The sequence below is a fragment of the Streptomyces violaceoruber genome (genome assembly GCF_033406955.1).
In the GTDB taxonomy this organism is placed as follows: domain Bacteria; phylum Actinomycetota; class Actinomycetes; order Streptomycetales; family Streptomycetaceae; genus Streptomyces; species Streptomyces violaceoruber.
Genome location: NZ_CP137734.1, coordinates 7,418,475 through 7,444,119, shown reverse-complemented (window position 1 = coordinate 7,444,119; position 25,645 = coordinate 7,418,475). Strand labels below are relative to the sequence as shown.

Below are 25,645 nucleotides of genomic sequence, written 5' to 3'. Positions count from 1 at the left end.
AGTGGCCTGCCGTATGGTCCGGCACGTGATGCAAGCTGACGACACAACGGACATTCAGCAGACTCACGCACTGCTGGAAATCGTCAAGGCGTTCGCCGTGTGCGAGCACGCGATGGTCGGCGAGGGACTGGACGGGCCGAGACGCCTGAACCGCCTCATGGAGGCCCACGGCATCCTGATGGCGGCATGCGGCCCGGGGCACCTGATCCTGTTCGACGAACTGATGGGCAGGCTCACTGGCGACCGGGCTGGCTCCCTGGAAGGGCTGCTGCCCGACTGGATCGACAGCGAGGCTCTCGCTGGCGTGCGGCTCATGGACAGCGAGGGCGTTGCCACGGAGGACGGGTTCGACTTCCGGCACGAAGCCCAGCGCGTCCTGCGGGCCGCGCAGAAGGTCGGGAAGTTCACCGGGCAGGTAACGAAACCGAAGCTGGATGACGAGTACAGCCAGGAAGCCGTCTTCAGCGCGATCAAGGGCTCCTTCTACCAGAGGCACCGCACCACTCTGGTTGAGAACCCGACGGTGCCGACGGGCAGTCTCACGGAGCTCAAGCTGCCCTCCCGGGCGAACGACTTCTACAAGCCGATCGCCCAGTACGCGCAGTTCAACGGCTGGTGGTGGCCCTGCCCCGCCTGCAAGTGGCCGATGAAGGTGACAACTGCCCGCACCGGCGCGCGCACAAGGGGAAGGGTGCGGTGTCTGTACCCCTGGCACGAGGAGACGGGCGCGTCGTACGAGTTCGTCGTGACCGCCCGGAAGAAGTCGGCCCCCGAACTGAGTCCGACGTTCGAATGCCGGGTCCCGTCCGGCCGGTTCGCACGCCTATGGACCGGGACCGTACCGCACGTGCCGCAGGCTAAGCCGGCCGCAGAGTACATGGCGCTGGTACGGCCGGTGTGGCGCTACACCGTCATCCCTGGCCTACCCGAACTGGCCCTGCACCGAGCCGCCGCGGCGGCCCTGGAGGGAACCGCCTGGACATCACATCTGTGGCCCAACGGGGACCAGTGTGACCTGTGGATCACCCGCGAAGGAAGCGAACAGCCGCACTTTCCCGCTGACTTCAAGGACTACACCTGGCCGAATCACCTGGTCAGCAAACTTCATATGGATGGCGGCGATAAGGGCGGCGCCGAGTACCTGGTAGTGCCCGACCATCGCCAGGACCAGGTGGCCCAGCTCCACGCGGTGTGCCGCACATACAGGATGAAGGCGGCGATGACCGCGACGGACTACCTCGAGATGGTCATCACGCAGATCAAGGAGGGCAAGGCGTGAGGGGGGAGATGACGGGTAAGGAAGCCGGCCTGGCTGGAGCACTCGCTCTGGCCGCGCACTACTTTCCCCGCAAGGACGACGAGGGGCGCATCCTGGCCGGCTTCGAAGAAGCCACGTTCTTCGCCCACCGCAAGCCGCAGGCATGGTCGGAGTGGGCGAGCTTGCCAGTGGCCGAGCGGAACCTGATCCGTCAGGTGATGGCCTTGATGGCTCCCGAATGGACGGATGCGAAGAAACTCAGGGCCGCCGTCCTCGCGCTCCTAGGCACCCTGGCCCCCGATCCCGACCTCGCGGACAGGTCGGGAGGTTCGCTGCGGCTGCCGACCGGAGACCCACAGCTGGCCGAGGCGGTGATCCCCAGGGTGGGAGGGGATTTCCTTGGCTACGCACAACGCGTCACCGGGCCGTTCTTCACCTTCGGCAAGCGCCCCAAGGCACAGGCGTTCGCGGGCCCAGGGACCCTCAAGACGAGGACGGCCTACCTGGGCCAAGAGCACGGCACGACCAGTAGAGAGATCCATATCCAGGCGACTCCCGGCTTCCTTGAAGCGCCCGGCCACGAGGTGCTCCCGCAGGTGCACACTCGCCCGCAGCGCGACCGGGTCGCGCCGACAGTGAACCAACTCCTGGATGTCGCCAAGATCCTTAGCGGCCAGGACAAGAGCGTCGCCTACCTGCACAAGGTGCTCAAGCGCTTCTTCAAGGCAATGAAGACGACCGACGGCGAGCTGACCGAACTGGACCTGACGTCCGGAGACCTGCAGGTCCTCAACGCCCCCACGGGAAGCGGCAAAACGGTACTCGTACGGGTCATGGCGTCCTGGGCAGCGCTCAACGACCGGCGAATCGCCCTCGCCGTCACCGATGTCCGCGCCACCCTGGACATGGCCTGGGACATCAACAACGACCTGGCCTATCTGCACAAGAACAAGCACCTAGCCGAGCCCGCTCACTGCACTCCGCTGATGTCCCCGTCGAGCATGCACCGGCGGGCCATGGACTACGCCGCCCTGGGTACCTCCACCCAGATCGACGAATGGGACCGGCGCGCCAGGACCGACATCGCGCTGCTGTCGGCCGGCTGCGCGCAGCGGGCGTTGATGGACCCGCCCACCCTGTATCCGTACGGGGAGGAGAACTGCACCTCGCTGACCTCTCCGGCCACCGGCTCCACCCGGCTCACCTGCTCCTTCGCCCCGGTGTGCGGCAAGTTCCAGCAGTTCTACCGGGCCACCGACGCGGCCGTGATCGTCACCAACCACGCCAACCTCCTGGAAGGCCGCACACGCATCGGTGTCGTCCTGGACGGGCAGGAGTTCCGCGGCAAGGCACGTGGCACCAGGGGCATGAGCGTGCTGGAGATGACGCTGCGCGCCTGCGATGCGCTGGTGATCGATGAAATCGATGCCTTCCAGACGGCCGCCATCAGCCGCTGTACCTCGGAGCTCACTCTGGCTTCCCGGAAACGGACGACCGCGTTGCGGGAGATCGACTCGGACGCCAGGAACCTGCCCGTCGTCCATGAGATGTCCCTTGCAGCGCCGGTCAGCCACGCGCGGCTCATGGCCGAGATGCTGCTGCTGTGGCTCTGCTCAGGCAGCGGGCTCAGGCTGAACCCGGGCAACGAGGCGGACAGCCCTGACGGGGCCAGCCGCGACAACACCGGCTGGCGCCTGGCCCGCTCGAGGGACCGTGAAATCCTTCAGCTCCTGTTCCCCCACCAGACCGCGGCCGACGACGTTCCGCCCGAGCTGTTCGCCTTCCTCGACGAGATCATGCCCGCCCGCTGGTACGCGGCCGGACCGGATGAGGAGGCCAAGCTTCCCGACGGAGCCGACTGGGACGCCATCCAATCAGCCCTGACGATCCTCACCGCGCAGCGCGGCCAGGACCACCTCACCGACACTCGCGACGCGATGCGCACGCTCCTGCGTGAGCTCGTGCCCGATGCGCATCAGCAGGCCGCCGTGGTGAACCTGTTGATCACCCGCACCGTGCTACGGGAACTCGACAGCGCGCTGGACGAGCTGCGCATGCAGGCCCAGACCCTGCGCTATCTCGACCTGGGATCGGTCCGCAAGATCCTTGAAAGCATGCGCAGCAGCACGGTCGCCACCCTCTACCCCCTGGCCATGCTGGGCCGCTCCATCCACGGCTACCAGGTCAAGGGCATGGACAAAAAGGAGCAGGAAGCGGAACTCCTGTCACGTTCTTTCGGCGGCGATCCGCACACCTTCGTCAGCGAACTCGGCGGCCTCACCGCTCTGCTGGCGGCCGGCGTGCAGCGCCCCGTCATGGGCCTGTCCGCCACCGCCTACCTACCACAGGCCGTACAGGAACACATCCATGCCCCGGTCCGCTGGTGGCTCCCCGACACCCGTCCGGAGTCCATCGTCACCCTCGCCACGCCTGTACGGGGCAGCAGCGGGGATGCCATGAGGATCGGGGGTCTCCCACCAGAGCTGAAGCCCAACGCACTGCGCGATGTCGGCCGGGGCCTGTACGAGCAGCAGCTCGCCAAGCGCCTGGCCCGCCTGGAGAAGCACGAACCGGAACGGGCCCGCGTCATCCTCGCCGTCAACTCCTATGAGCAGGCCGCCTACCTCGCTTCCGGGGTGGCACAGGCCGACGGGCTGAACCACCGGATCTGCCTGCTGGTGAAGAAGCCGGAGAAACACAACTACGAGGAGCACCTACCTGCCCACGTGGACCGGATGGTCCGCGAAGAGCTCAAGGAGTTCCCCGACCGCGGAGAGATCCTTATCGCCCCCCTCGCCGTCATCGGCCGGGGCCTGAACATCGTCGTCGGAACGCGCTCGGCAGTCCGCGACATCTATCTGTGCGTCCGGCCTGTCCTGAGCATCGAGGACACCGACTGGCTGCACGCAAGCGTCAACGCCGCCGGTTACAACACCCTTCCCGCCGGCGGCAGCGACGAGCCCTTGGCCGTCCTGCGCGCAGCAGGCGAAGCCTCCTGGAAGCAACTCACCAAGATCCTTCGCTCCCCGGCCCGGTTCTCCAACATGGACCACGACCTGCGCAAGGAACTCGTCGCAGGAATGCTCGTCCTGCTCATCCAGCTCGCCGGCCGTGCCCGGCGGGGCGAGACCGACATGACCCTCCACATCGTGGACCACTCCATCCACGACAAGAAGTTCAGCTCCGACCTGGCCACGATCATCGAACAGATCTACCGCGACTGGACTCCGAAACAGCGCGACATCATGAATGAGCTCTACGGTCAAGCGCTTCAGGCATTCCTGACCTATGCAGGGCTCGACCGCGAGACGCTCTGAACTGACCACGCCCGTCGCCGCCTTGCCGCGGCGGAGACGGACCCGCATCCTCTCCCAAGCGGAGAGACCGAGAGACGAGGTACCCCCGCTCATGGGGCGAAGCAACACGCAGCGGGATCTCACCGCGCACACCACATCGATCCGGTGCACCCCCGAGCTCCTGGACGGCATGACCGCCCTGGTCTGGGACTTCGGCGACTACCACTCGCCCATCCGCACGGCCTGGCGGGATTTGGGGAGCACGGCCTCAAAGAACGCGAAATGGATCAAGGGTGTCCAGGAATCCGACCCCTTCCTGGTCCCCTATTCCATCGCTGTCACCGTGCTCCAGCAGATCACCGATGGCTACGTCTACCTGGACAAGTACCTGGCCTTCATGGTGACGCTCAACCCCGTGGAGCCCGACGCCCTCAGGACGGTCTTCACTTACCTGGAAGGCATCGTCCGCCGGATTCCTCTGGATGAGATCCCCTTCATGGATCCACCCACCTTGGCCCGACTGGTCGCGGACGTCGCTCCTGAGCGCCGAAGCCTGGCTAAGAACATCCTCCAGGAGGAAGACGGCAAGCCCGCCAGTCCGGACAGCTGGGCCTATGAGGCGGTGAAGTGGCACATCGCCAAGAAGCTGGCGGCAAAGCCCTTCCTCGACCGGGAAGTCGAGCCGGTCCGTGAGGCGTACGAGGCGACGAACGGCCAGGTGAAACACAGGACCGTCGGCTGGCAGCCCTCCGACAACGTCGCGGCCGTGCAGTACCGGCCCATCAGCAACGGTGACCTGATCGCCTGGGAACAGCCCATCGGCCCGGTCTTCGCCACCCTCGCCCACCCGGTCGACCTCGCCGAAGCGCTCAAGGCCCGTCCCGAGAACCCCACCCGCAGTCAAGTCCAGTACGCGCTGTCCCGCCTGTCGGTGAAGATGGCCACCTACACGGCCGAGCCGAACCCCGTCCTGAATCTTGACGCTCACATCCGGCGCATCAACAACACGGTGATCCACGCCAGCACCGTTCTCGTGGACCAGGGAACAGACCGGCCGATCATGTCTGTGTCCCTGGATGGGCGCGGTCTGCGACAGACGAACAAGCATGCGCTGGAAATCCTGGCGAAGATGGACGCCGACCGGTCATCGCTCAACGCCATCGAGGAAAGCGTCGCCGGTGAGCGCAGCCGCCTGAACGCCAGGGACGAAAATGGCAAGAGGATCGACATCCTGACTCCTCCTCCTGGCGCGATCAGGCCGACCATGCCGAAGACGGACTCCTTCGCCGTCGGTACCGGCGCCGGCATCTACCATCTCTCCCTGCTGCGGGAACACATCCAGCGAGTCTTCGGTGACGCCGTCTCCCTGCTCGACCTGAAGTCGAAGGGGAATGTCTTCGGTAAGCGTTCCCACGAGCCCGCCACCGCCGCCCAGGAGAAAGAGAAGAAACAGAAGAAGCAGGATGGCGAATACGTCGATCTCATCGGCAAGCCCTCCCCGGAGGGTATTCGCCGTTCCATCGAAGCGGCCGGATACAAGAAACTCCGCATCCTGTGCCTGTGGTACCGCGACGCGACCCTCACGCGGATGATCCACGGTCTCGCCCACCCCTACGGGCTGGACCCGGAGGGCATCGATCCGGACCCTGGCGGAAAGAAGTCCTTCCCGCTCGCAGACGGCATCGAAGCTGTCTTCTGCAACGCCGAAGCCCTGCTGGAGCACGGCCCCGGCACTCAGCGCGCCACTGACGCCCAAAGGATCGCCGGCACCTTCGCAGAACCCGGCGTCCTCCTCGCCGCCTGGTGTGAGACAGAGATCCCGGTGCGCGGCGAGGAACACGAGGGCATGAAGCCCGCCGAAGTGAAGACCGCCCTGGCGGAGAACGACGCCAAGCACCAAGTCGTCCGGGAGCTCGCCAAGGCTGCAGTCCCGTCCCAATTCCTCGTCGGCCGCGAGTACGACCCGTTCACCAAGACCTTCACCATCATCAAGAGGCCCGCGAAAGCCTTCGAGGATCACCGCGTCTACATGGGTCTGCTGGACCTCTACCGTTCGTGCGGGGTCGTGGACAACCGCTTCGAGCGTGCCCTCTACCCCGGCGACGACCCCTACCCGCTGCCCTGCATGGCCTTCTGCGGCATCCACATCCGCAAGCAGGCCACGGACCGCAAGTACAAGGGCCAGCCCAAAAGGATCATCACCGCCAGCGTGATCATCCCCTCCCCTGAACCCGGCGGCCCGTGGCGCATGATCGGCTGGAGCAACATCCACCCGCAGTGGGAGCACTACGCCCTCGCACAGAGCAACTTCCACGCCGCCAACTACCCTCTTCACACTGAAAACGGCGACGGCGAAATCCAGCGCTGGGCACAGGCCGGTGAAGACGTCCGCACCGCCCTCCAAGAGCTCCACGACGAACTCGACGGCCTGCCCTACGCCTTGATGATCGACGGTCACGCCAGCCGCCGTGTATGGCCCGGCCTCCACAACAACAAGCAGGGCCTCGGAAAAGATCCCGGGGACCCGCGCCTCTGGCTCCCCGCAAGCGGACTGCCCCCGTCCTGGAATCCGGTCAGCATCATCCGCATGAACTGCGCGCAGGCGGAAATGCCCCGTCTGGTCGCCGTCACCGAGAAGCAGAAGAACGGCAAGACCGTCCCGCTCAAGACCTCCAGCGACCTCTACTACCCGGAAGCCCGGCCCGAAGGCCACCCCTGGTTCCTGTTCACCGAACCCCGCAACTACGGCAAGAAGCGCCATGGGCAGTGGAAGACCCGCTGGCGCGCCGACCCGGGGAAAGCATCGAAGAATGCCGACGAGCGCAAGGAGAACGAACTGAACGCACCCTGGTACAGCATGACCACCAGGGAGATCACCCCGATGCACACGCGGGACGGCTACGACCGAGAGATTCTCGCGGTTGCCGCGGCGCGGCTTTGTCACCAGGCGCTCTCCTGGTCAGACCGGACGCGATACCCGGCCCCGCTCCACGCCGCGCTTCAGATGGACCTTGGCCACCCCCAGTACCGACGCTCCGAGCCGAAGGACCCTGAGAGCATGGAAATCCTGAAGGAAGCCAGCGGCACCGACCTGTAGATACCGGGACGGCTCCGAGCCGTTCGGCGTGGCGGCCTCGAAGATGAGGCCGCCACGCCGAACGGCAGCAACGCTGGCCGCATTGCCCCTATGACGGGGCACCGCGATCTTCCGTCGATGGTTTGGACACCGCCTCCTGGTCGCGCTCTGAAGGCACACTGGCCAGTCGAGGGACTCGCCACATTCGCGAAGGCAAAGCCGTTCGGCGGGCTGAGCGAACGTGTGTGCCGTGTGGTCGGCCAGGCCCTACCACGCCCGGCATCCTTGCTCCCGGTGCTCCAGAGCCGGGAGTCCAAGCGTCAGTGCCCGTGCTGCCGGACGCCGCACTCTGTCATAGCCCCCTCCATGCGGAAGCCCCGTCGTGATGTTTCCGACGGGGCTTCGCCGTATCACCGGCGCTCTCACAAGTCTGTCACCAACTACGCCGACTCCCCCGGACCGCGATGCCCTGACCTGCTACTACGCACCTGCCCTGGACTGACGTGGACGCCCATGGACGGTCTTTACAACCTGTGCCATGTGGTACCGCAGATGCGGCGACTCCCATCCGGCGTCGCCCTTCCAGCAAGATCCGGACCATACGCGGACCAACTGAGCCACGAAGGCTACCTTTTGCGCCATCACCACAGTTCAGGGGCGCGCAACCGCTGTACCACCAGCAGACGAAGAACCTCCTGGGACCAGGATGCACCGTGCCCAGACGCAGCGCCTTGCCCGTGCCGACGGCGGCTGAGCGGCAAGGCCGGACTCGGTCTCTCAGTCCGGTCACCTGCCACGCAACGACTCTGAGTCGATCAATCCCAGATGCCCGAGTTCAACGGAGCGTAGTCAGCACCAAGTCAGCACGGAACAGGTGAGCACGGGTGATGACGTGGGATTTTAGTCAGCACCAAACCAGCACGGGAGTCAGCACCGCACCGTCAAATCGTGTTGAACTACGCGTCCCGGACGGCACTCGTTTCGATCACCACCGATCCCCTGCGACGCCTTTTCACAAGCCGGCATGGTGGCCGCGCGCATAGCTGACCCTCGAACTATGTTGCCCCGCCACATGTGCGGCTGACCTGCGGATTCCTACGGTGTGGCGACACGCAAACGTCCCCGTCACACCCCAGGAAGTGGTGCCGATGTCGTCGCCCGCAACCGCTCCACCAGCCCCGAACAACCTCAAGCGCATCGTCGCCGCGTCCCTCATCGGCACCACCATCGAGTGGTACGACTTCTTCCTCTACGGTTCCGCCGCCGCGCTCGTGTTCAACGAGTTGTTCTTCCCGGACTCCGACCCGCTGGTCGGCACGCTGTTGTCGTTCCTGACCTATGCCGTCGGGTTCGCCGCGCGGCCGGTCGGGGCCCTGGTGTTCGGGCACTACGGTGACCGGCTCGGGCGTAAGAAGTTGCTGGTGCTGAGCCTGTTGATGATGGGCGGGGCGACGTTCGCGATCGGGCTGCTCCCCACCCACGCGACCGTCGGCACGGCCGCTCCCGTGCTGCTGACCGTGCTGCGGCTCGTCCAGGGTTTCGCCCTCGGCGGTGAGTGGGGCGGGGCCGTACTGCTGGTGTCGGAGCACGGGGACGCGCGGCGGCGCGGGTTCTGGGCGTCGTGGCCGCAGACCGGGGCGCCGGCCGGGCAACTGCTCGCGACCGGGGTGCTGTCGTTGCTCACGGCCGTGCTGTCGGACGCCGCGTTCAACAGCTGGGGCTGGCGGATTCCGTTCCTGCTTTCCGGGGTCCTGGTCATGGTCGGTTTGTGGATTCGTCTGTCTGTCGACGAATCACCGGTCTTCAAGCAGGCCTTGGCGCAGGCGGAGTCGCGGAAGGCGAAGGCCGAGCCGCTTCCGCTGGTCGCCGTGATGCGGCACCACTGGCGCGACGTGCTGATCGCGATGGGCGCGCGGATGGCGGAGAACATCAGTTACTACGTCATCACGGCCTTCATCCTCGTGTACGCCACGACCACGGCCGACGTCTCCAAGCAGACCGCGCTCAACGCTGTGCTGATCGCCTCGGCCGTGCACTTCGCGGTCATACCGGCCTGGGGCGCCCTGTCGGACCGGATCGGCCGGCGCCCCGTGTACCTGCTGGGGGCGGCCGGTGTCGGGCTGTGGATGTTCCCCTTCTTCATGCTGATCGACTCCGGCCACTTCGGCAGTCTGCTGCTCGCGGTGACCGTGGGGCTGGTGCTGCACGGCGCCATGTACGCGCCCCAGGCGGCCTTCTTCTCCGAGATGTTCGCGACCCGGATGCGTTATTCGGGGGCTTCGATCGGCGCCCAGTTCGCCTCCGTGGCGGCTGGTGCTCCGGCGCCGCTGATCGCCACCGCGCTGCTGTCCGAGTACGACAGCTCGACGCCGATCTCGCTGTATGTCATCGCGGCGGCCGTGCTGACGCTGTTCGCCGTGGGAGTGGCCCGGGAGACCCGGCACCGGGACCTCGCGGAGGTGGACTCCGTCGCCGGCGACGCGGACGAGGACGGGCCGGTGTCCGACTCCCGTGCGCAGCGGGCGCGCACCGTCTGAGCCGCCCCCGTCACCGCCCCCGTGCGCCCGTGCGCGCGGGGGTCAGTGCCGTGCCGGGGCCGACAACCGGTGGAGTCTGAGGGCCAGTTGTATCTCCAGCGCGCGGTCGGGGCTCTGCCAGTCGTCGCCCAGGAGCCGGCCGACGCGCTCGAGGCGCTGGGCGACGGTGTTCACGTGGACGTGCAGGGCCTCCTTCGTCCGGGCCGGGCTCATCCCGCAGGCGAAGTACGCGCCGAGGGTGCGGACGAGTTCCGTGCCGCGCCGCTCGTCGTAGGCGACGACCTGGCCGATGGTGCGGTCGACGAACCCCGGTACGTCCTGATCTCCGGCCAGCAGCAGGCCCAGGAAGCCGAAGTCCTCGGCCGCCGCGCCGTCCCCGCCCCGGCCCAGCAGGCGCAGGGCGTCCAGGCAGCGTCCGGCCTCGGTGTAGGCGGCGGCCACGGCCTCGGGACGGGCGGCGAGATCCCGTACGGGCGCGGAGGCGCCGACGGTGACGGCCTCGTGGACCGCGCGGCCCAGGTGCCGGGCGGTGCGGCGGGCCAGATCGGTGGCACTGTCGCTGTCCGTCAGCGGCAGCAGCAGTACGGTGCCGCCGTCCCGGGCGGCGGCCAGGCCGTGCCGGGTCGCGGCGAGGTGGGAGGCCGCGGCCCACAGGCGCCGGCGCGCGTCCGCCTCCTGGTCGGCGTCGGTCTCGGTGGCGTCGAGGCGGGCGGCGAGGACGACGTGTGTGGCGGACAGGTCGGCGTGCAGCCGTCGGGCCCGGTCGTCCAGCAGGCGCGGATCGCGGTCGCGGGCGTCGAGCAGGTCGTCCAGGAGCTCGCCGCGGACCCGCTGTTCGGCCTCGGCGGCGGAGCGGCGGGCGAGCAGCAGCAGGGAGGTGACCATCGCGGCGCGTTCGAGGGTGAGCTGGTCGACGGGGTCGAGTCCGGGGTGCCCGCGCAGGACGAGGGCGCCGAACAGCTCGTCACCGGCGGCGACGGCGGCGATCCAGTCGTCCTTGTGCCGCACCACGTGTCCGTCGGCGCGGGACGCCTCCAGCGCGTACTCGGGTGCCGCGGCCGCCTCGGTGAACTCAACGGTGCCGTCCAGCACCTGCGAGACGGCGGCCGCCACGTCGTGCACCCCGCCGCCGCGCAGGACGAGCTCGGCGAGCCGGTCGTGGACGTCGGAGGCGCGCTCGATGACACCGCTGCGGTCCCGGATGATCTCGTTGGCCCGCTCCAGGCCCGCGAGGGCCGAGCGGGTCTCGGCGAGCAGGTTGGCGGTGTCGATGGCGGCGGCCGCCAGGGCGGCGAAGGAGCCGAGCAGGGCGATCTGCTCGCGTTCGAAGACCCTGGCCCGCCGGTCCGCGGCGAAGAGCACGCCGATGACGTGGTGGCCGAGCATGAGGGGTACGCCGAGGATGGCGACCAGGCCCTCGTCGCGCACGCCCGCGTCGATGGTGCCGGTGTGCTGGAAGCGGGCGTCCTTGAAGTAGTCGTCGGTGACGTAGGGGCGGGCGGTCTGGGCGACGAGGCCGCCGAGGCCCTCCCCCATGCCGAGCCGCAGTTGCTGGAAGCGGGCGGCGACCGAGCCCTCGGTGACCCGCATGTAGGTGTCGCCGCGGTCGGGGTCGTTGAGGCTGAGGTAGGTGACGTCGGTGCCGAGCAGGGAGCGGGCGCGCTGCACGATCGCGCGCAGTACCGCGTCCAGGTCCCGCAGTCCCGCGAGGTCGTGGGCGGTCTCGAACAGCGCGGAAAGCTCGGCCTCGCGCCTGCGCCGGCCCTCCAGCTCCGAGCGCACCCGCAGCGCGAGGTGCTTGGCCCGTTGGAGCGCGTCGGTCCGCTCGGCCGGTCCGCCCTCGGCGCGGGCGAGCAGCACCGGCTGCTCGTAGGCGTCGGCGGAGGCGCCGCGGGCCAGCAGCTCGAGGAACGGCGTCTCGGCGGACTGCGCGTGATCACGGGACATGCTCACAGGATTCCCCATCACCCGCTCGTCCCGGCAGCCCTGTGGAAAACCCCGGCTCAGTGCGCGGTCCAGCCGCCGTCCAGGACGAGTGAGGTGCCCGTGAGGCCTACCGTGTACGGGCCGCACAGGTATGCCACCGCTTCGGCGACCTCGTCGGGTTCGATCAGCCGCCGCAGGGCGCTGTCGCGCAGCAGTACGTCGGAGAGCACCTGCTCCTCGGGGAGCCCGTGGGCCCGGGCCTGGTCGGCGATCTGCCGCTCCACCAGCGGGGTGCGGACGTAGGCGGGGTTCACGCAGTTGGAGGTGACGCCGTGGGCGGCGCCTTCGAGGGCGGCGGTCTTGGACAGTCCCTCCAGCCCGTGCTTGGCGGACACATAGGCGGCCTTGTAGGCGGAGGCCCGCAGACCGTGGACGGAGGAGATGTTGACGATGCGGCCCCAGCCCTGCCCGTACATGTGGGGCAGGGCGCCGCGGATCAGCCGGAAGGGGGCCTCCAGCATCACGGTGAGCACGGTGTGGAAGACGTCCGGCGGGAACTCCTCCAGAGGCCGCACCAGTTGCAGCCCGGCGTTGTTGACGAGGACGTCGGTGCCGGCCGCTGCGCGTTCGGCGGCGTCCAGGTCGGTCAGGTCGAGGACCTGCGGCTCGACGCTGCCGGCGAGGTCCCCGCAGCTGCCGGCGAGCGCCTCGAGACCGGCGGCGTCCCGGTCGACCGCTCTGACCTCGGCCCCGGCCGCGGCCAGCCGCAGTGCGCAGGCGCGGCCGATGCCGCCGGCGGCGCCGGTGACGAGGGCGGTGCGGCCGTGCAGGTCGAGCGAGGAGGCGTGGGGGGCCTGGAGGACGCTGGGCGAGGTCATGCCCCGACCCTAGGCAGCGTCCGCCCCGGTCCCCCATGTGGTCACGCCCCATACTTCAGAAGGAACCAGTGGGTTCGAACCATGTGGGGGCGTCGGACAGGGCCTGCTTGACCCTGGTCTGCCCGAACTCCTTGATGTCCGGCAGCGCGTCCACCTCGAACCAGCCCACCTCGAGCGACTCGTCGTCGTTGACCCGGGCCTCGCCGCCCACGGCCCGGCAGCGGAAGGTGATGTCCATGAACTGGCAGACGTCACCGTTGTCGTAGGTGACCGGTTTCAGCGCCTGCACGAGGACCAGCCGCTCGACGACGCACTGGACGGCGGTCTCCTCCTCGACCTCGCGCACGGCGCAGGCGGCGGGCTGCTCCCCCGGCTCCGGAATGCCTCCGATCAGCGACCAGCGCCCGTTGTCGGACCGCCGGCCGAGCAGCACTCTGCCTTCGTCGTCGAAGACGACGGCGGTGACTCCGGGGAGCCAGAGGAGTTGATGTCCGGCCGAGGCGCGCAGGTCGCGGATGAAATCGGGAGTAGCCATGCGTCCGACCCTAACGGGGCGGCCGGACCGCTCCCGCCGTCGTCGCGGGGCGTGCACCGGGCGTACGGCTACACGTCACGGGCGCGTCGACCGCGCACACCGGCGCCGACGGCCCAGCCGAGCCCGCCGGCGGCGACCAGCACCAGGGCGATCTCGGGTGCGATGCCGAGCCGGGTGGCGGGCGTCTCGGAGGAGCGCAGGGGCACCTCCTGCACCAGGGAGTCGGCCACGAACATGCCGGTCTTCTGGGTGATCCGGCCGTCCGGCATGATGATCGCGCTGACGCCGCTGGTCACCGGGACGGTGACGGTCCGGCTGTGCTCGACCGCACGGATCCGGGACATGGCGAGCTGCTGGTAGGTCATCTCGCTGCGGTCGAAGGTCGCGTTGTTGCTGGGCACGGAGATCATCTGGGCGCCGTCGGTGACCTCGGAGCGCACGGCCCAGTCGAAGGCCGCTTCGTAGCAGGTCACCAGGCCCACCTTGGTCCCGGCCATGGTGAACACGCCGGGTTCGGTGCCCCTGCTGAAGTCCCGGCTGACCATGGAGGTCCACTCGTCGTTGATCGCCCCGATGAGCGAGCGCAGCGGCAGGTACTCGCCGAAGGGCTGGATCTGCCGCTTGTCGTAGGTGTCGACGGGCCCCTTGTCCGGGTCCCACAGGATCTGCTCGTTGAGCAGCTTGCCGTCGCGTTCCACGACGCCGCCGACCGAGATGGGCGCGCCGACGGCCTTGGCGGCCCGGTCGATGACCAGGCGGGCGTCGGCATTGGCGAAGGGGTCGATGTCCGAGGAGTTCTCCGGCCAGAGGACGAAGTCGGGGCGTGCCACCTTGCCCGCCTTCACCTCGTCGGCCAGCCGCTGTGTCTCGCGCGCGTGGTAGTCGAGTACGGCCCGGCGCTGGGCGTTGAAGCCGAGTCCGGCGCGCGGCACGTTGCCCTGGATCACGGCGACGGTCGCGGTGCCGTCCTCCGCCGTGTCGCTGACCAGCGGCCGGGCGGCCACGGCGCCCACCACGGGTACGGCCACGCCGAGGAGTGCCACCGCCGCGGCACCGCGCCGCACCTCGTCGCCGCGGCGGGCCCGGACGGCCAGGCGCACGGCCTCGTGGAGGGCGAAGCCGCACAGGACGACCGCGAAGCCGAGAACCGGCGTGCCGCCGACCGCGGCGAGCGGCAGGAACACGCCGTCCGCCTGGCCGAACGCGATCTTGCCCCAGGGGAAGCCCTCGAAGGGCGCACGCGCGCGTGCCGCCTCCCCGGCGATCCACACCGCCGCCGCCCACACCGGCGACCCCGGCAGCTTCGACACGGCGGCGACGCCCGCGCCGACGGCCGCCACGAAGAGCGCTTCGATCGCGGCCAGCGCGAGCCAGGGGCCCGGGCCGACCTCCACGCCGGTCCACACCAGCAGGGGCAGCAGGAAGCCGAGGCCGAAGAGGTAACCGAGGCCGAGGCCCGCTTTCCAGCCGCGGCCGCGCAGCACCCAGCCGAAGACGGCGAACGCGGGCAGCGCCAGCCACCACAGGGTGCGCGGCGGGAAGCTGATGTAGAGGAGCACTCCGGAGAGCGCCGCGGCGGCGGCCGGGAGGAGGCGCGCGAGTCGCGAGACGGCCCGGGAGGCGGGCGTGGGCTGCGGTTGCGTCCGGTCCGGCTCGCCGACGGTGGTTGCGGTGGCTGTCACCCCCCGGAGTGTACGGCGGGTGACCTGGCCGAGGACAGGACGGTCCGAGGACGTCGGCGGGCCGTGGGCGACCTGTGCCGCATCGTTTCGCCACGACCGGGCGCCGACCGGTCCACAATCCGCCGACCAGCCGTTACGGTGTGGCCGAGCCCCGGTCGCCGGTCCGATTCCGCCGGGCGGCGGGGGCCCGTCAGGTCGGGGGCGACGCGGGCGGGGGACACGGTGGGTTCGAGGGGGACGGCGGCTGCGGCCGGTGCGGTCGCGGACGGCCCAAGACACGGCGGCGTGGACATGGCGGGGGCGGTGATTCTCGCCGCCTGCGCCTCCTGGTCGCTGATCACCGCGGCCGCGCGCGACGGCCGCCCCGAGGGTGTGCTGCTCGCGGTGCTGGCCGTGACCGCCGGTTACGCGGCGGGTCGGATCGGCGGGGCGCTGCTGCCCGTTGGCGCGCCCTGTGCCGTCGCGCTGGCCGGGGGCGTCCTGGCGGTCGCCGTCCCGCACCTCGCGCCGGGGCCGCGGCTCACCGCACCGCTCGGGCACGCCGGTGCGACCGCCGCCCTGCTCGCGCTGTCGGCGGGCGCCGCGTGCTGCGGGGCGTGGGCGGGCGGGACCCCGGCCGTGCGGGCCGCGTTACGGCTGCTGGCCGCCGTGATCGGCGTGATCGCGGCCGTACTGGGCTCGGTCGCCGGATGCGTGGCCTGTGCGGTGGTGCTGCTGTGCTCACTCGCCGCCGGCCGGGTGCGCCGCCGCGGGGCGGGGATCGCCGGGCTGGGCCTCGGCGCGGGGCTGGTGACCGGCCTGAGCTGGGCGGTGCCGGGCGGCTTCGTGCCGGACGGGCTCGCCGCGGCCCTCGAGGGACAGCTGACCTCCCATCGCGTCCGGCTGTGGGCCGACGCGCTGGAGTTGCTGCGCCAGGAACCGGCCCTCGGCGTCGGACCGGGACAGTTCGGGGCGTCGAGCCCGACGGCCGCGGGGTCGCCGGTGCCGGACGGCCGCCCGCACTCCGCGGTGTGGCAGCAGGCTGCCGAACAGGGGCTGGTGGGGGTGGCACTGCTGGCCGCGGCCTTCTGCTGGCTGCTGTACGCGTTGTGGCGCTCCCCGCGCCCCACTCCGGTCGTCCTCACCGCGGGCGCGGCCCTCACCGGGCTCGCGGCCATCGCCGTCGTCGGCAACGCGCTGAGCTTCACCGCGGTCCCGCTGGGCGCGGGGCTCCTCGCGGGCCTGGCCACGGCCCGTCCCCTCGCGGCGGAGTCACCGGCCCGGGGCGCGGACGTAAGGCCGCAAAAGGGCCGACTGCCCCGCTGAGACACTGCGGCTCGGCCTCTCGTCCCGCGGGCTCGGCGGGCCGGGCCCGCCCGGCCTCAGTGTGCCGGGCCCGGTGCCTTCGGGCGCAGACGGTCCTTGATGACCTGGACGGCCGCCTCCGCGTCGTCCACGGTGATCGTGAAGGTGTGGCCGTCCAGCAGCCGCAGGATCAGGCCCTCCCCGCGCCGTACGACGACGGCCGTGCCCATCTCCGGCCGCCACCGGTAGCCCCAGCCGCCCCAGTGGCGCGGGGTGACGTGCGGCGCGAACTCGGCGCCCGCGACGAGGGAGAGGGGGATGCGGCGGCGGGGCACGCCGATGTGGCCGCAGCGCACTTCGAGGCAGTCCTCGTCGACTCTGAGCGCGACGTGCACGAACGCGAGCGTGCCGAACAGCACCAGCAGTCCGGCCGCGATGCAGCCGACGACGGCCATGGCGAGCGGGGCGACGCCGGACTCCCAGGCCGATTCGACGGCCAGGGCGATGCCGAGCGCCATGCAGGCGGCTCCGATGAGCGCCAGGAACCACTGGACCCGGTTGGTGGCACGGCCGGTCCAGACGTTGGGCTGGGGGACGGTCTCGCCGTGGCGATGCCTCATGGCTATGAGGTTACTCATGTTTCGCTGTGCGGGTACCTCGTCGCGCAGGGTGACTGGGCCGACCGGGCGGGCGGGCCCGTCAGCCGGCCGGCGTGACCGCGCGCAGCAGCCGACCCTCGTCGTAGGCCAGCGCGGGCGCGGGCAGAGTGCCCTCGCGTCCGCTCAGCAGCACGGTCAGGGTGCCCGTCGCCGGGGCGCCCGGGTCGGGGCGGGCGCCGATCCGGCGCAGCGCCTGGGCGGCCACGGCTCCGGCGGAGCCGTGCAGGACGAGCCGCGGGGCACCGGGGCGCTGCACGGCGGCGCGGATGCGTTCGGCGACCAGTTCGTAGTGGGTGCAGCCCAGGACGACCGTCGTCACGTCGTCGGGTGTGAGGGCGGCCGCGGCGGCGACGGCCTCGGTGATCGCGGTCTCGTCCGCGTGCTCGACGGCGTCGGCGAGGCCCGGGCACGGCACCTCGGTGACCTCCGTGTCCCCGGCGAAGTCCTCGATCAGGCCCCGCTGGTAGGGGCTTCCCGTGGTGGCCGGCGTCGCCCAGATCGCCACCGGGCCGCCACCGGCCGCGGCGGGCTTGATCGCCGGCACGGTGCCGATGACGGGTACGTCGGGCTCGAGCCGGGCGCGCAGCGCGGGCAGCGCGTGCACCGTGGCGGTGTTGCAGCCGACGATCAGGGCGTCCGGGCGGTGCGCCGCGGCGGCCTCGGCCACGGCGAGGGCACGCCCGGTCAGGTCCTTCGGGGTCCGCGGGCCCCAGGGCATCCCGTCGGGGTCCAGGGAGAGGATGAGATCGGCGTCCGGTCGCAGCCGCCGTACCGCGGCGGTGGCCGCCAGCAGACCGATTCCGGAGTCCATGAGCGCGATCTTCACCCGGCCACCATAGACGATGCGCCGCCACCGGCCGGTGCCGTGCGGCAGACTGCGCACGTGAGCGCCGATGCGTGGACTTCCGTCGTGACCGTCGTGACCTTGGTGTCAGCCCTCTCCCTCGCCGCCTGGCTGTGGCTGCTGCTCGCCCGCGGCTTCTTCTGGCGTACCGACGTCAGACTTCCGGCCCGCGAGGAGCCCGACGACTGGCCCTCGGTGTGCGTCGTCGTCCCCGCGCGCGACGAGGCGGCGGTGCTGCCGGCGAGCCTGCCGTCCCTGCTCGCCCAGGACTACCCGGGGCGGGCCGAGGTCTTCCTGATCGACGACGGCAGCACGGACGGCACGGGCGGGCTGGCGTGCGAGCTGGCCCGGCGGCACGAGGGGCTGCCGCTCACCGTGGCCTCGCCCGGGGAGCCGCCGGCCGGCTGGACCGGGAAGCTGTGGGCGGTGCGGCACGGCATCGGTCTGGCACGCGCGCGTGAGCCCGAGTACCTGCTGCTGACGGACGCCGACATCGCGCACGCGCCGGACAGTCTGCGCGCGTTGGTGTCCGCGGCCGGCACCGGAGGTTTCGACGTCGTCTCCCAGATGGCCCGGCTGCGGGTGGAGAGCGTCTGGGAGCGGCTCGTGGTGCCGGCCTTCGTCTACTTCTTCGCCCAGCTGTACCCGTTCCGGTGGATCGGTGGTGGCCGCGCCGGCAGCGGGCGCGGGAGGGCCACGCGGACGGCGGCCGCGGCGGGCGGTTGCGTGCTGCTGCGGGCCGACGCCGCCGAGCGGGCGCGGATCCCGGACGCCATCCGGCACGCCGTCATCGACGACGTGGCCCTCGCCCGCGCGGTCAAGGGCACCGGCGGCCGGGTCTGGCTGGGCCTGGCCGACCGAGTGGACAGCGTGCGCCCCTATCCGCGGCTGCACGACCTGTGGCGGATGGTCTCGCGCAGCGCCTACGCGCAACTGCGGCACAACCCCCTGGTGCTGGCCGGAACGGTGCTCGGCCTGGCCCTGGTGTATCTGGTGCCGCCCGCGGCGGTGCTCGTCGGAGCGGCGACGGGGCAGGGCACGACGGCCGCCCTGGGCGCCGCCGCCTGGCTGGTGATGGCGGGGACGTACCTGCCGATGCTGCGCTACTACCGGCAGCCCCTGTGGCTCGCGCCGCTGCTGCCGTTCACCGCGTTCCTCTATCTGCTGATGACGGTCGACTCGGCGGTGCAGCACTACCGGGGGCGCGGCGCGGCCTGGAAGGGCCGCACCTACGCCCGTCCGGACGCGGTGGCCGAGGAGGGCCGGGCGGGCTGAGCGCTTCCCGGGGGCCGGTCATTTGCGGCCGGGGGTCCAGTTCATGCCCCAGCCGTAGGCGTAGTCGACCGTACGCTGCGGGCTCACCCCGCGCTCGGGCACCAGGTAGCGGGCCTCGCGCTGGACGACGAGGTCGTTTCCGGTGTTGGTGATCAGCGCGAGGGCGCACACCGTCGAGGGCACGGTGCACTCGTCGAGCGAGAAGTCGACCGCCGCGCCGTATTGGGGCTGGAGGGTGACCGTGGCGTGCAGGTCGGCGAAGGAGCGGGCGCCCTCGTAGATGGTCACGAAGACGAGGATGCGCCGGAAGTACCGCTGGTGGTCGAGGCTGATGGTGAGGTTCTCGCCGGTCGACACGGCGCCGGTGCGGTCGTCGCCGTCGAGGTGGATGAACGGCGGCTGGTGCAGCGCCCCGAAGGCGTTGCCGAGCGCCTGGACGACGCCCTTGCTGCCGTCGCTCAGTTCGTACAGGCAGCACAGGTCGAGGTCGAGGTCGTCGTGCATGGCGACCGGGCGGCCGAGCTTGCGGGCCCAGCCCGAGAACTGCTTGCGCACCTGCCAGTTGAGGTTGACGCGCATCGCGCCGGAGGTGCCGCCCTGCTTGGTGAGCGAGACGGAGGGCGCGGCCTTGGTGAGCGTGACCTTGGTCAGCCGGACCGGCTCGGCGGCGGGCGCGGCCGGGGGCCGCGGGGGCGCGGCGGCCGGCCGTGCCACGGGAGGCGCGGGAGGCGCCGGTGGGGGCGGGGGCGTCGTGGCCGCGGGGGCGGGCGGGACCGGCGGGGCCGTCGTCGCCGGCCGCGCGGGCGGAGGCGGGGCGTGCTGCGGCTCGTCCACCGAAATGCCGTAGTCCGTGGCCAGGCCCTCGAGTCCGCTGTCGTACCCCTGTCCGACGGCGCGGAACTTCCAGGCGCCCTGGCGGCGGTAGAACTCGCCGAGCACGAAGGCCGTCTCGACGCTTGCGCCCGGGTTGTCGAAACGGGCCACGACGGTGTTCCGCGCGGTGTCGCGCACCTCGATGTAGAGATCGGGGACCTGCCCGAAGGCTCCGCCGTCCGAGGAGGCGGCGAGGATCACCGTCTCGATGGCGGGCTCCACGCGCGTGAGGTCGACGAGCAGGCTGTCGGTCACCCGGCCGCCGGCGTCCCGCTTGCCCTCGTGGCGGACCGAGCCGGAGGCGTGGGCCGGCTGGTTGTAGAAGACGAAGTCGGCGTCGGAACGGACCTTGCCGCCCACCAGCAGGAGGGCGGAGGCGTCCGCGTCGGGCACGCCGGGGCCGGATCGCCAGCCCAGTTCGACCCGCAGCGCCGTCGTCGGCACCGGGGTGTTCGATCCTTTCGACATTGACATGTCCGCCCCCATCACGTGTCACCGAGCCGAGTCTTGTCCCGGCGAATCGTCGAGTTCCTGACGCACAACCTATTCTCCGGGCCGCCCGCCCCTGAAGAAGAGTCCGGCGGAAGGTTCGGTCAACCGCCGGTAACCCGCCCAGAACTCGGCCTTTACCGCAAAATCGCGTGGCGTGACGCCCTATTTTGCCAAGTTCGCTCGCATTGGGGATGCCCGGTCACTGCGGACACGGAAAACAACCCTCTTATCGGTCTCCCCAACCAGCACATCGTGGGCTTAACTTATGGCCATGACCTCCCCCCGCTCCACTTATGGCGGCGGCTACTACTCCGCCTCCTTCCCGGACACCCCGATCTACGACTCGCTCGTGGCCGAACGGGGCACACCGCAGATCGCCCCGATCCGGGTTCCCGCCGCGTACGACATGCCGAGCAGCAGCCATCTGCCCGCGCTGCCGTCCGCCCTGCCCGCCCTCCCGGCGGGCCCCTCGCAGCCCTCCTACGGATACCCGCAGCAGGCCCCGCAGCCCGCCCCGCTGCAGCAGGCGCCCGCCGCGTACATCCCGCACCAGGCGACCGCGCCTCGCGGATACCCCGGCCCGCAGCAGCCGCAGCAGCCCCGTCCGGGCGCGCCCGGCCCCGCGGGGTACGAGGCGATGCGGCCCGCGGCTCCCCGGCCGGCGCCAGCGCCGTACCAGGATCCGTACAACCAGCAGCAGTACCGCGGCTACTGAGCCGTCCTCCGGGTTGTCGGTGCCGGCTGGCACGATGACCTCATGGGGTACGCGCGACTGCAGTCGATCCACGTCCATCCGGTCAAGGCGTTCCGGAGCCTGTCGCTCCAGGAGGCCGTCGTGGAGCCCTGGGGGCCGGCCGGAGACCGACGCTGGATGCTGGTCGACCACGGGGGAAAGGTCGTCACGCAACGCCGGCAGCCGCGCCTCGCCCTGGCCGCCGCCGAGCTTCTGCCCGGCGGCGGCGTACGGCTGTCCGCGCCCGGCATGGCACCGCTCACGGTGCCGGTCCCCCGCGCGGTGGGCACCGTTGCGGTGCAGATCTTCCGGGACAAGGTCGAGGCGCTGCCGGCCGAGGACGCGGCCGCGCACGCCTGGTGCAGCACGCTGCTCGGAACCGACGTCCGGCTGGTGCACCTGGACGATCCCGCCACCCGCAGGCCCGTGGACCCGGCGTACGCGCTGCCGGGTGAGACCGTCTCCTTCGCGGACGGCTTTCCGCTGCTGCTGACCACCACCGCCTCGCTCGACGCCCTCAACTCCCTGATCGCGCGGGGCGAGCACGCGCACGAGGGCCCCCTGCCCATGGACCGCTTCCGGCCGAACCTGGTCGTCTCCGGCACCGAGCCCTGGGCCGAGGACCGCTGGTCCCGCGTCGTCGTCGGCGAGGTCGTCCTGCGGGTCGCCAAGCCGTGCGGGCGATGCGTCGTGACGACCACCGACCAGGGCACCGCGGACCGCGGCGCCGAGCCCCTGCACAGCCTCGGCCGGCACCGTCGCGTCGACGGCAAGCTGGTCTTCGGGCAGAACCTGGTCCCCCTCGGCCCGGGCACGGTCCGGGTCGGAGATCCGGTGCGAATCGCCCAGTGACGTGCGGCCGTTCGTCCGGACGGGGTCAGGGGTCAGGGGTCAGGGGTCAGGGGTCAGGGGTCAGCCATCAGCCTTCAGGGCCCGGTGTTCAGGTTTCGGACAAACGACCCGGTAACGGGAACCCCGTCCTGGGTCCGCGCGTTGGGCTTTGTGAGAGGTTCATGAGAACCGGGCCGGGACGGGCCACCGAGTGGGGGCGGCTCGACGGGGAAGGCGGAGCGGAGCGGCAAGGGGGTGTGCGCGTGCGAGCGGTCGGAGGTCTCTGGCGCTGGAGGGGCAATCCGCTGCGCCGCGGGACCGACCTGGCCGAGGCCTGGGTGGCCCTGACGGCACTGCTGTTGATCCTGTCCGTGGCGCCCCTGATCGGGGTGCTCGCCGGGGGTGCGGCGCAGAACGCCCTGCAGCGGTCGGTGCGCGAGCAGCACGAGTCCCGGCACCGGGTGACGGCCACCGTGCTCCGTGCCCTGGAGCGTTCGCCCCTGACCGTCGACCCGGAGGGCGCCTCCTCCGGCGAAGAACTGCGCAGCCGTGTCCTCGCCGCCTGGACCGGGCCGGACGGTTCGCGACACGAGAGCCCCGTCCTGGTGGGCATCGATCGCCCGGACGGCGGCGACCGGTTCGCGATGTGGACGGACGCGCGGGGCCGTGAGGTGGCGCGCCCGCTGGACGCGGAGACCGCGACCACCCACGCGGTGCTCGCCGGGACGGGCACCGCGGTGGCGGTGGCGGCCCTGGTGGAGGCCGCCCGGCGCGCAGTGGTCTGGCGCCTGGTCCGCCGCCGGTACGCGCGCCTGGAGCAGGAGTGGGAGCGGGCGGGGCCGGACTGGGGCAGGACCGGCGCGGGCAGTTGACGGGCTTCCGCCTCCGGTCAACTCACCACCTGTGCGCACGCTACGGTGGACCGGCCGAACCGAATCGGCGACGACCCGCGTACGACGAGGTGGGGGCACAGCAACGCCATGGCACAGGGCACGGTCCAGGTGACGCACACCGGCACCTCGCGGTGGCGGCGCCGCACGGGTGAGTACGCATCGCTCGCCGCCGCCCTGGAGGCCGCGGCCGACGGTGACGTCCTCACCGTCGCCCCCGGGACCTACCGGGAGAACCTCGTCGTCCAGCGGGCGGTGACCCTGCGCGGGCCCGAGGGCGCCCAGGGTTCGGTGCGCATCGCGCCGGCCGACGGCGTCCCGCTGACCGTGCGCGCCTCGGCGGTGATCCAGGATCTGCACGTCGAGGGCCAGGACGCGGCGGCGCCCGCGGTCCTGGTCGAGGACGGCACGCCGGAGCTGCTGGGCCTCAGGGTCGTCGCGCGTTCCGCCTCCGGGATAGAGGTGCGCGGCGGCGCGCGTCCCACGGTGCGGCGCTGCACCGTCGACAATCCGGCCGGTGTCGGCATCGCCGTCCTGGACGGCGGGGGCGGCGTGTTCGAGGAGTGCGAGGTGGTCGCGGCCGGCCAGGCGGGCGTCGCGGTGCGCTCCGGCGCCCACCCCCGCCTCGAGCGCTGCCGGGTGCACCACGCGGCGGGTTCAGGACTGACCGCGACGGGCGAGGGCTCCGCGCTCGAGGCCGTGGGCTGCGAGGTCTACGAAGTGCGGGGCAGCGGCGTGCAGGTGACCGCCCGGGCCACGGCCCACCTGACCGACTGCGACGTGCACCGCACCACCGGCGACGGTGTCACGCTGGACACGGACGCGGTGCTCACCCTCGCCGACTGCCGCATCCACGACATCCCGGAGAACGCGGTCGACCTCAGGTCCCGCTCGGTCCTCACCCTGACCCGCACCAGCGTGCGGCAGTTCGGGCGCAACGGCCTGTCGGTGTGGGACCCGGGCACGCGGGTCGACGCCAACCAGTGCGAGATCTTCGACAGCACCGGCGACTACCCGGCGGTCTGGGTCAGCGACGGCGCCACCGCGGTGCTCGACTCCTGCCGGGTGCACGACGTGCCGGACGCGCTGTTCGTCCTGGACCGCGGCTCGCGCGTGGACGTCGTCGACAGCGACCTCTCCCAGGTGCGCAACACCGCCGTGTCGGTGAGCGACGGCGCCACCGCGCAGCTCGACGACTGCCGCATCCGGGACGCCGCCACCGGCGCCTGGTTCCGCGACCACGGCAGCGGCGGCACCCTGAACAACTGCACCCTGGACGGCAATCGCACCGGTGTGATCGTCACCAAGGGCGCCGACCCCACGATCGAGCGCTGCACGGTCGACCTGCCGTCCGAGGCGGGCGTGTACGTGTCGGCCGGAGGCCGCGGCAGCTTCCTCAACTGCCGGGTGACCGGCAGCGCCGGCTACGGCTTCCACGTGATCGACGGATGTCGTACGACGCTGCGGAAGTGCCGCACGGAGCGGTGCGCGCGCGGCGGTTACGAGTTCGCGGACGGCGGCCCCGACACGGCGTACGATTCCGGGCCGCTCGTCGAGGACTGCACCGGCGACGAGAGCACCGGCCTGACGGCGCCCGCCGCGCCCGAGCCGGTGGTGCAGACGGCGGCCCAGTCCCCGGGTCTGCTGGGCTCGATCCCCGGGCAGCGCACCACCGAGCAGGAGCCGCTGATCGCGTCCGCCGCCGCGCCGGACCCTGCTCGGACCTCCAAGGCCGTCCTGGGCGAACTGGACGCCCTGGTGGGCCTGGACAGCGTCAAGCGCGAGGTACGGGCGCTGACCGACATGATCGAGGTGGGCCGGCGCCGGCAGCGGGCGGGCCTGAAGGCCGCGTCGGTCAAACGGCACCTGGTGTTCACCGGCTCCCCCGGCACCGGCAAGACGACGGTCGCCCGGCTGTACGGCGAGATCCTCGCCTCGCTCGGCGTGCTGGACAAGGGCCACCTGGTGGAGGTGTCCCGGGTCGACCTGGTGGGCGAGCACATCGGGTCCACGGCGATCCGCACCCAGGAGGCGTTCCAGCGGGCGCACGGCGGCGTGCTGTTCATCGACGAGGCGTACGCGCTCTCCCCCGAGGACGCGGGCCGGGACTTCGGCAAGGAGGCCATCGACACGCTGGTCAAGCTGATGGAGGACCAGCGGGAGTCCGTCGTCGTGATCGTCGCCGGGTACACGGCGGAGATGGAGCGCTTCCTGTCCGTCAACCCCGGTGTGGCGTCCCGTTTCTCACGCACCATCACCTTCGGCGACTACGGCCCCGGGGAGCTGCTGCGGATCGTGGAGCAGCAGGCCGACGAGCACGAGTACCGGCTGGCGGAGGGCACGTCCGAGGCGCTGACGAAGTACTTCACGGAGATCCCCAAGGGTCCCGCCTTCGGCAACGGCCGCACCGCCCGCCAGACCTTCGAGGCGATGGTGGAGCGGCACGCGAGCCGGGTCGCCCAGCTGGCCGACCCCAGCACGGACGACCTGACGCTGCTGTACCCCGAGGACCTGCCCGGGCTGCCGTAACGGAGCCGGGGCGTGGCGCGCCGGGCCGGGTACTGGCAGTCCCCCGC

General features: G+C 71.1%; 17 protein-coding genes. 10 read left to right on the top strand and 7 right to left on the bottom strand.

Annotation, left to right across the window (positions count from 1 at the left end; genetic code table 11):
• Positions 1–28: 28 nt before the first annotated feature.
• The 4 genes from R2E43_RS33425 to R2E43_RS33410 all read left to right on the top strand — a co-directional run bounded on the left by R2E43_RS33425 (position 29) and on the right by R2E43_RS33410 (position 10,167).
• The gene (locus R2E43_RS33425) at positions 29–1,279 is read left to right on the top strand and encodes a restriction endonuclease-related protein (RefSeq protein WP_332057138.1); all 1,251 of its coding nucleotides are present in this window, start codon (positions 29–31) and stop codon (positions 1,277–1,279) included.
• Positions 1,276–4,575 carry a hypothetical protein gene (locus R2E43_RS33420; protein WP_332056836.1) on the top strand — a complete coding sequence of 1,100 codons (3,300 nt, stop codon included), beginning with the start codon at positions 1,276–1,278 and terminating at the stop codon, positions 4,573–4,575. Before R2E43_RS33425 ends, R2E43_RS33420 begins: the two co-directional genes overlap by 4 nt.
• 91 nt (positions 4,576–4,666) lie before the next feature.
• On the top strand, positions 4,667–7,651 hold the full coding sequence (locus tag R2E43_RS33415; RefSeq protein WP_332056835.1) for an RNaseH domain-containing protein: 2,985 nt from the start codon (positions 4,667–4,669) through the stop codon (positions 7,649–7,651).
• A 1,127-nt stretch (positions 7,652–8,778) separates the two neighbouring features.
• Positions 8,779–10,167: an MFS transporter gene (locus R2E43_RS33410; protein WP_191848833.1), complete on the top strand. Its 1,389-nt coding sequence runs from the start codon at positions 8,779–8,781 to the stop codon at positions 10,165–10,167.
• 42 nt (positions 10,168–10,209) lie between these two features.
• Here the strand turns inward: R2E43_RS33410 and R2E43_RS33405 are convergent, their stop codons facing one another.
• From R2E43_RS33405 to lnt, 4 genes are all read right to left on the bottom strand, one after another.
• The gene (locus tag R2E43_RS33405) at positions 10,210–12,114 is read right to left on the bottom strand and encodes a helix-turn-helix domain-containing protein (RefSeq protein ID WP_329432969.1); all 1,905 of its coding nucleotides are present in this window, start codon (positions 12,112–12,114) and stop codon (positions 10,210–10,212) included.
• A gap of 56 nt (positions 12,115–12,170) precedes the next feature.
• The gene (locus tag R2E43_RS33400; protein ID WP_011027518.1) at positions 12,171–12,971 is read right to left on the bottom strand and encodes a 3-hydroxybutyrate dehydrogenase; all 801 of its coding nucleotides are present in this window, start codon (positions 12,969–12,971) and stop codon (positions 12,171–12,173) included.
• Between the two features lie 55 nt (positions 12,972–13,026).
• Positions 13,027–13,506, bottom strand: a complete 480-nt coding sequence (locus tag R2E43_RS33395; RefSeq protein ID WP_003977815.1) for an NUDIX hydrolase — start codon at positions 13,504–13,506, stop codon at positions 13,027–13,029.
• Positions 13,507–13,574: 68 nt separating this feature from the next.
• Positions 13,575–15,188, bottom strand: a complete 1,614-nt coding sequence (gene lnt, locus R2E43_RS33390) for an apolipoprotein N-acyltransferase (RefSeq protein ID WP_016325593.1) — start codon at positions 15,186–15,188, stop codon at positions 13,575–13,577.
• Between the two features lie 291 nt (positions 15,189–15,479).
• Here lnt and R2E43_RS33385 point away from each other — a divergent pair, with 291 nt between their 5' ends.
• Entirely contained in the window at positions 15,480–16,493 is a 1,014-nt protein-coding gene (locus R2E43_RS33385) for an O-antigen ligase family protein (protein ID WP_332056834.1), read from the top strand.
• A gap of 56 nt (positions 16,494–16,549) precedes the next feature.
• On the opposite strand, the gene R2E43_RS33380 is transcribed toward R2E43_RS33385, so the two are convergent.
• Together R2E43_RS33380 and R2E43_RS33375 are read right to left on the bottom strand one after the other, a co-directional pair.
• A complete protein-coding gene (locus R2E43_RS33380) occupies positions 16,550–17,092 on the bottom strand; it encodes a lipoprotein (protein WP_003977812.1) in 543 nt (180 codons plus the stop codon).
• Between the two features lie 79 nt (positions 17,093–17,171).
• Positions 17,172–17,957 carry a glutamate racemase gene (locus R2E43_RS33375; protein WP_030873288.1) on the bottom strand — a complete coding sequence of 262 codons (786 nt, stop codon included), beginning with the start codon at positions 17,955–17,957 and terminating at the stop codon, positions 17,172–17,174.
• A gap of 57 nt (positions 17,958–18,014) precedes the next feature.
• Here R2E43_RS33375 and R2E43_RS33370 point away from each other — a divergent pair, with 57 nt between their 5' ends.
• Positions 18,015–19,250: a glycosyltransferase gene (locus R2E43_RS33370; protein ID WP_079028373.1), complete on the top strand. Its 1,236-nt coding sequence runs from the start codon at positions 18,015–18,017 to the stop codon at positions 19,248–19,250.
• A gap of 18 nt (positions 19,251–19,268) precedes the next feature.
• Here the strand turns inward: R2E43_RS33370 and R2E43_RS33365 are convergent, their stop codons facing one another.
• On the bottom strand, positions 19,269–20,591 hold the full coding sequence (locus R2E43_RS33365; RefSeq protein ID WP_332056833.1) for a TerD family protein: 1,323 nt from the start codon (positions 20,589–20,591) through the stop codon (positions 19,269–19,271).
• Positions 20,592–20,886: 295 nt separating this feature from the next.
• On the opposite strand from R2E43_RS33365, the gene R2E43_RS33360 reads away from it, so the two are divergent.
• The 4 genes from R2E43_RS33360 to R2E43_RS33345 all read left to right on the top strand — a co-directional run bounded on the left by R2E43_RS33360 (position 20,887) and on the right by R2E43_RS33345 (position 25,598).
• Complete coding sequence (locus R2E43_RS33360; protein ID WP_003977808.1) at positions 20,887–21,330, top strand: DUF6643 family protein; 444 nt, start codon at positions 20,887–20,889, stop codon at positions 21,328–21,330.
• A gap of 42 nt (positions 21,331–21,372) precedes the next feature.
• Positions 21,373–22,200: an MOSC domain-containing protein gene (locus R2E43_RS33355; protein ID WP_093455566.1), complete on the top strand. Its 828-nt coding sequence runs from the start codon at positions 21,373–21,375 to the stop codon at positions 22,198–22,200.
• Positions 22,201–22,442: 242 nt separating this feature from the next.
• Positions 22,443–23,051 (top strand): Rv1733c family protein, encoded by a 609-nt coding sequence (locus R2E43_RS33350; protein ID WP_003977806.1) that lies wholly within the window; start codon positions 22,443–22,445, stop codon positions 23,049–23,051.
• A 108-nt stretch (positions 23,052–23,159) separates the two neighbouring features.
• A complete protein-coding gene (locus R2E43_RS33345) occupies positions 23,160–25,598 on the top strand; it encodes a right-handed parallel beta-helix repeat-containing protein (RefSeq protein WP_332056832.1) in 2,439 nt (812 codons plus the stop codon).
• The last annotated feature ends 47 nt before the right edge of the window (positions 25,599–25,645 follow it).